Annotated in this window: 5 protein-coding genes; 1 reads left to right on the plus strand and 4 read right to left on the minus strand. The window is 38.6% G+C overall.

Going from position 1 to position 7,233, the window contains the following annotated elements; all coding sequences use genetic code 11:
* Nucleotides 1–156: 156 nt before the first annotated feature.
* The 4 genes from ACVBAX_RS14890 to ACVBAX_RS14905 form a co-directional block, all read right to left on the minus strand.
* A complete protein-coding gene (locus tag ACVBAX_RS14890) occupies nucleotides 157–1,914 on the minus strand; it encodes a sensor histidine kinase (protein WP_447117685.1) in 1,758 nt (585 codons plus the stop codon).
* A 14-nt stretch (nucleotides 1,915–1,928) separates the two neighbouring features.
* A complete protein-coding gene (locus tag ACVBAX_RS14895; RefSeq protein WP_447117686.1) occupies nucleotides 1,929–3,443 on the minus strand; it encodes a response regulator transcription factor in 1,515 nt (504 codons plus the stop codon).
* A gap of 199 nt (nucleotides 3,444–3,642) precedes the next feature.
* Entirely contained in the window at nucleotides 3,643–5,013 is a 1,371-nt protein-coding gene (rlmD, locus tag ACVBAX_RS14900) for a 23S rRNA (uracil(1939)-C(5))-methyltransferase RlmD (RefSeq protein ID WP_447117687.1), read from the minus strand.
* Nucleotides 5,014–5,111: 98 nt separating this feature from the next.
* Nucleotides 5,112–6,050 carry a diacylglycerol kinase gene (locus ACVBAX_RS14905; RefSeq protein ID WP_447117688.1) on the minus strand — a complete coding sequence of 313 codons (939 nt, stop codon included), beginning with the start codon at nucleotides 6,048–6,050 and terminating at the stop codon, nucleotides 5,112–5,114.
* A 232-nt stretch (nucleotides 6,051–6,282) separates the two neighbouring features.
* Between ACVBAX_RS14905 and plsY the strand changes: the two genes are divergently transcribed.
* Complete coding sequence (gene plsY, locus ACVBAX_RS14910) at nucleotides 6,283–6,900, plus strand: glycerol-3-phosphate 1-O-acyltransferase PlsY (RefSeq protein ID WP_447117690.1); 618 nt, start codon at nucleotides 6,283–6,285, stop codon at nucleotides 6,898–6,900.
* Nucleotides 6,901–7,233: the final 333 nt, after the last annotated feature.

A 7,233-nucleotide genomic window follows, 5' to 3' on the forward strand; every position in this document is an offset into this window, starting at 1 on the left:
CCATCTCTTTTGTAAGCGCTATCTAAACCTTACATTCCTTATATTAGCAACATTCCGGGGTTAGTAGTTAGGACGATATTTTTAATACCTTGTAAAATTTTCAGTTAATTGAATGCGCTTACAATTTACTTATTGTAATTTTTTTAGATTCTAAGACTATTTTTGACTCGGAAGGGTAATCCTCACCTTTGTCCCTTCTCCTAGCTTACTAGATATCGTTACACCATAATCCTCCCCATAGATAAGTTGGATTCGCTCATGTACATTTCTTACCCCAATTCCAGAGAAGTGCTGTTGTTTACGTTTCGTATCAGGGAGATCACATTCTGCAGAACCCTCCATCCCATCCCCATTATCAACAACCTCACAAATTAACGTATTGTCATCCTCCCAAACCAAGACATTGATATATCCCTCATGCTTTTGAATAAATCCATGAAAAAAGGAGTTTTCCATAAAAGGCTGTAAAATCAGCTTGGGTATTTGCATTTCTTCGCATCCAGGAGAAACAAAATAGTTTACTTTTATCCGTTCACCATAACGTTTTTGATTGATGAGAACGTAATTCTTGAGATTATCTATTTCCTGCCTTAACGTAATGGTTTCACTAACATTGCCAATGGTATTTTGTAGTAGGGAAATGAGTGCATTAATGATTGCATCAGACTCTTCTTTTCCACCTTGCTGGACCATGAACTTGATTGATGTTAGTGTATTGTATAAAAAATGGGGGTTAATTTGCTGCTGCAAGGCCGCCAATTCAGCATTCCGCTTCTGTTTTTGAGACACGACCAGTTGATCAACATACTCATGAAGCTCATCAAGCATGGAATTAAAAGCATGTCCGATTTGTCTCGTTTCATATGTTCCCGATACGGTTACATACTGGTCAAAGTCATGCTTGGAAGTACTTTCAATTTGCTTTACTAACTTTGACAATGAATTGGTCATTCTTCTTGAAGCTAGAAACACAAATAGGAGTGCAACAAAAACAATTCCCATTGAAATAAGCACCATTTTCTTTTTATCAATCAGGTTGCCAAAGGCGGTTTTTTTATCAATGATATTAAACATATACATTTCATAAGAGGGAAGGTATTTCGTCAAAATGATATGTTCTTTTCCTAAGAAGTCCCCAATGATATAATCCTTCGATTCAGTTTTTATTTCTTGAGCATAGTGAAGTAATTCCTCTGATTTTTTGCCGATAAGCTCTGACTGATCGCTCGACATAATGACTCCCGATTTGTTTACTAAGAACACATGGTTCCCTGGACTTGTATAGCTTGAGTAAAATTTTCTAAACTCACTTTCTTGTATAGCAAAGTACATAGAGCCGTAAATGTTTCCAGAAGTTCTTTCCATCAACGCCTTTGATGTAACCATGTAGCTTCCCTCTGTACTAGCAGGGCGTTGGTCCAATTGGTACATCAGCTTCTTCGGCTGACTAACCGTATTACGATCAATCACACCCTTCTTTAGCTCCTCATCAGTTATTGGCCAGTACGTACGATCAGTGGAAAAAATAATACCATTCGTGCCTGTGATAATAATCTCGGTTTCATACGTATCGACACTAGATTTTATTCTTCTCATTTGCTGCTCCAACGTAAATAAATCATGGTATCTCTCTACATTTGAACCTTTCTTTGTAAGAATTTCCTTTATCGTACCGCTTTGAAGTAAGTTGTTTGATGCAACGACAACCGAATAATGGTACTTTTCGAAGCTTTCCTCTACTTGATCCATTACTTTCGCATTGGTGATACTGAACTTATCAAAAAAGAATTCCTCTGACATCCGAATCGTCGTCCACGTAATGGTTATAGACACCGTAATGATGATGATGACACTTATTAAAAACATGGTGATAAACAAGTTGTTATGTCTAAATCGTTCGGGAATATATCTCATGTGAATACCATCTCTTATCTCATGTTATGTTTTCTTCTAAATTGACTTGGTGACAGACCTGTAAATTTTTTAAACACTTTGCAGAAATAACTGTGATCAGAGTAACCTACTATTCCACTAATTTCTGAGATCGTAGCCTTCCCCTCGACTAACCGTTTAGAGGCTTCCTCAATTCGAATCCGATTCAAATATTCAATAAAGCCTTCATCATTATGTGACGAGAAGTAACTTGATAAATAGGACGGATTGAAATGAAAATGCTTGGCAATGTCCGTCAAGGTTAACGGCTCTGCATAATGATCCTTGATATAATCTAGCAGCCTTTTCATATTCAGGTTGTCGTACTGAATAGAGGAAGACTTAATACATTCTTTTGCCTCTGAAATAAACTGTGCTAGTAGATCAACAGCCTCTTTAGCCGTCTTTGCCTCATCAATTGACTTAAAATACGTATATTTCGCTTGGTCCAATTCCTTTACTTGATAATCCATGTTCCCAAGCAGAACGGTGATATTAAAAATGATGTTTCCGAAAAATGCCTTGTATTCATATACATCCAATGTATAGCAAGTGGAAAGGGCTGTTACATGATTATCGAGATAATTGAAAGCACTTTCAAAATTTTTCCGCTTAAATTCACTTGTAAACCAATCTAAGTTAAAGCTCTCACGATTACCCTCTTGCATGGGAAGAGTTTGTTTCATCAAAAGTGGATGTTCAGCGAAATAAAAACGGTAACTTAATAATTTCGTCAGGCTCTCTTTGTACATCCTTCCTAACGATGAAAAATCAGTAAAAGATTCGCTCAAGGCAAAAACATAATCAGTAGTTGATTCACCCATTGTTTTTAGGTAGTTTATAAGTTTTGAAAAATTGTCTCCATTGACTAGAACAATATTTTTATCATAAAAAAAAGAATACTCTTCACCTAACTCAGTCTCCATATGTCCCTTAAGAGGGGGAGGCAACTCCATTTTTCCATTTCTAAATACAACACCTAATAAACAAAAATTACGATAAGGGAAGGTGTCTAAAATCTTCTCCTTTGCAAGAGGTACTTCATATCCAGCAATCAGTTTTTGGATCATTTGCTCAATGGAAAGGTCAACCGCTGCAGGATTCTCCGTTAATTGTAATTTAGGAATTCTAGCAGCAGCCGATTTTAAGGCTTTTAAAAGTCCCTTGGCCTCTAGCTTCGGCTTAAGAATATAATCAACCACTCCGCTTTGGAAGGTTGAGCGGACATAGTCAAATTCTCCAAAACTGCTTAGGATAATGATTTCAATCTGTGGATAACGTTCCTTGATAATTCTCGTTAATTCTTCTCCATCCATCATCGGCATCACAATATCAGTAATGACAATATGTGGATGGGCCGCTTCAATGATTTGAAGTGCTTCATGACCATTCGATGCTTCTCCGACAATTTCAAATCCTTCCTGTTCCCAGTTCAGATAATGCTTAACCCCTTGTCTAATCAATATTTCATCATCAACGATTAACACTCTGCCACGTTCGCCAACGGTCACTTCTATCCCTCCAGATGGTGAGAATTTCATATATTAGTAATATTTTATTATATAAAGGAGTCTTTTGGGGGAATTTGAGGATAATAACTACAAGTTTTAAGTTTCTAAAAACAAATAATGCAGGAACCTATACAGGCTCCTGCTTCTAACGGAACTATTAGCGCACAGCATCAAATTTGGCGAGAATATTGCCTACAGACTATTTAAGAATAAGTTGCGATACGCACTCGACGTGCGTCGTATGCGGAAACATATCAACAGGCTGCACCTCAACCGTGCGATACCCACCATCCTCAAGCACTCTCAAATCCCGCGCCAAAGTAGCCGGATTACAAGACACATAAACCACCTTCTTCGGTCTCATCTCAATTATGGTTTGCAACAATGCATCATCGCAGCCTTTCCTTGGTGGATCCACGACAAGAACGTCCGCCTCGATCCCTTCTTTGTACCAATTAGGGATCACGACCTCTGCCTCACCTACCGCGAACTCTACATTATTAATCCCATTTAAATCAGCATTCCGATTCGCATCCGCAATGGCTTCAGGGACAATTTCAACTCCGTACACCTTCTGGGCTTTTTGCGCTAGAAACAGTGAAATCGTTCCAATGCCACAATAAGCATCGATCACCGTTTCCTGACCACTCAATTCAGCATAAGTTAGGGCTTGGTCATAAAGCACCTTCGTTTGTTCCGGATTTACTTGGTAAAACGATCTTGAACTAATCGCGAATTTGACGTTGCCGATTAAGTCATAGATGACCTCTTCTCCCCATAACACACGGGTTTCGTCACCAAGAATAACATTGATTTTCTTCGAGTTGACATTCTGAATGATCGATTTAACTCCTTCAACACTTTCAACGATTTCCTTAACGATCTTCTCCTTGTTTGGAAGCTCCGAGGTACGAGTGACAAGAACGACCATGACTTCCTTTGTGACTTGTCCGTGGCGAGCCATGATATGTCGTAATGTTCCTTTATGACGCTGCTCGTTGTAGGCCGTGACTCCGTATTTCGTACAGATTCTCTTTACTGCTTGTACGACCTCGTCATTTTTTTCCTGCTGAATCATACAAGCTTCCATGTCGATGATTTCATGGCTGCGCTGTTGATAAAAACCGGCAATCAAGCCACCTTCACGTTCACCTACAGGAACTTGTGCTTTATTTCGGTATCTCCAAGGCTCACTCATACCTAATACAGGATGAACCTTTACATTTTCTAGTTTGCCGATACGGGTAAGGACATCTCTTACTTGTTTTTCCTTCGCTAACAGTTGTCCTTCATAACTCAAATGCTGAAGCTGACAACCTCCGCACTCCTTGTAAATCGGGCACGGTGCATCCACACGGTGCGGACTTTGTTCAAGGATTTCCTCTAAACGACCGAATCCATATCCCTTATTGACCTTAATTACCTTGATTTTTGCTCTTTCACCAGGCAGAGCATTTTTGACGAATAACGGATAACCCTCTACTTTGGCTACGCCTGCACCGTCATGGGTTAAGTCTTCAAATATAACTTCTATATAATCATTTTTTTGAACAGGTATTGTTTTTGTCATTGGTTACTTCCTTTTATCATTTTTCGATATGAAAAATTGTATCATAACTCCCTCACGGATACGAAATCACAAAAAGAAACTAACCACCTGTATCGTGATTAGTTTCCTGAAACATTCCAACCTTCCACTGGTCGGTCCTGCTCACGTATTTGGTCAATCGGTACAAACACTTCTAAATGTCGGTATAAATTCACGAACTCTGCAGGTAAAAGACCTCCGAATTCTCCATCGAGATTCAGCTGAACCTTTTCCTCAGAGTGGACTTTGATCCGGTTTGCCTTTGTATAAATAACATGTGGATCGTTAACATGCTCTCCGCGAACAGCTAATGTAGCGATGCGGATAAATTCTGCAAGGTTTGTCTTTTTTAAAATTAATAAAGTAAACATTCCATCATTAATCGACGCATCCGGAGCTAGTCGCTCAAAGCCACCCACTGAATTCGTTAGCCCAACAAGAAACAGCATGACCTCTCCTTCAAAAAGCTTTCCATCATACTCGATACTTAAATCTGTTGCACGAATGGAAGGGAGCATTTCAATGCCTTTTAAGTAATAAGCCAGTTGCCCAAGCATCGTTTTCAGTTTGCTTGGTACCTCGTACGTTAACTCTGTTAAACGGCCGCCACCAGCAATATTAATAAAATACTTGTCATTGATTCGGCCGATATCAACAGGAATCGTATCTCCCCTAACGATAATATCAGCTGCCGCTTCAATATCCCGCGGAATATGAAGAGCTCTTGCGAAATCATTGGTGGTTCCGACTGGAATAACTCCAAGCTTTGGACGATACTCTTGCTCAGCAAGTCCGTTCACCACTTCATTGATCGTCCCGTCTCCACCTGCTGCTACAACCAGATCGTATTTTCGAGCAACGGCAATTTTAGCCGCCTCTGTTGCGTCACCTGCACCCGTTGTTGCATGACAAGAAGTCTCATAACCGGCCATTTCTAGCTTTTGCAGTACCTCTGGCAGTTGCTTTTTAAAGGCTTCTCTTCCTGAGGTAGGATTATAAATAATTCTTGCTCTTTTCATTTTCATCATCCTATTTCAAAAAATAAGGTTCTTTTTGTATTCGTATGTATACATCGATGCCGATTCCATCATTTAACATTAATATCATATCTCACTGCTTACATTCCTGCAAATCTGTTGACAATCTATCATATCATGGAGATAGGTAAAAGTAAAAATCTCAACTCTACAGCACCACTAAGAATATGGTAATATTTAGACATAATAACAATTAAATGTAAGGAGGAATTCTATGGAGTATGGACTACTTATCATAGCCTATTTACTCGGATCCATTCCAACCGCATTACTTGTTGGAAAATGGCTCTTTCAAGTGGATATTCGAACGCTTGGTAGTAACAATCCAGGTGCTACGAATACGATCAGAGTTCTGGGAAAAAAAGCAGGAATCATTGTTCTTCTCGTTGATGTTGGCAAAGGAGCCCTTGCGACGTATTTACCTCTGTTGCTGCATTCCAATATTGATCCTTTGTATACGGGATTACTAGCAGTAATCGGTCATTGCTTTCCGATCTTTGCAGGGTTTCGTGGGGGGAAAGCCATTGCGACCACAGCTGGATTTTTAATCATTTATAACCCTATATTATTTCTAATAACCTTTCTTACCTTTTTCTTCGTTATTTTTGTATCAAAATATGTATTTTTTGGTTCGATATCTGTTGGCTTTGCCATGCTGATATATTCTTTTTTTGAGGAAGGCTATCATACCGATCTTATCTTTTTCTTATTCTTACTTCTCCTTTTCTTTTTACACCGTTCCAATATCCGTAATTACTTGAATCATACGGAGTTGAAAATTAATGATAAAAAGCTTAAGGATGACCGAATCCCTCCTAAGCCTATAAAATGAGGACTAAAAAATTCAATCAAACGTTTGATTGAATTTTTTAAATTATTTTCAACTAATGAATTATTATTCATGTACATAATTGGATATTATCTATGAAAAGCTTTATTGTTACCCCTTTCACGATTTATTTCGATTAAAAAAGTATCGTCTCGATCGCATAATAATGATAGAATATTGCATATATTTTTATAATTATTCTTTTACTATAATAAAGGAGCATTCCTGTTAGAAGGATTTTCGGGGACTTGAACAAAAAAGAGCCCTCTTGGTATGATACGGGGTGTCAAATCGTGTGCCGAAATGACCCCTAACTTAGTTAACCAAGGAGGACTC

The sequence above is a fragment of the Robertmurraya sp. GLU-23 genome (genome assembly GCF_052983275.1).

Bases quoted from the DNA above. Each gene is read 5' to 3' on its own strand.
- ACVBAX_RS14890 (WP_447117685.1), bottom strand. From the start codon at position 1,914: ATGAGATATATTCCCGAACGATTTAGACATAACAACTTGTTTATCACC.
- rlmD (WP_447117687.1), bottom strand. From the start codon at position 5,013: ATGACAAAAACAATACCTGTTCAAAAAAATGATTATATAGAAGTTATA.
- ACVBAX_RS14905 (WP_447117688.1), bottom strand. From the start codon at position 6,050: ATGAAAAGAGCAAGAATTATTTATAATCCTACCTCAGGAAGAGAAGCC.
- plsY (WP_447117690.1), top strand. From the start codon at position 6,283: ATGGAGTATGGACTACTTATCATAGCCTATTTACTCGGATCCATTCCA.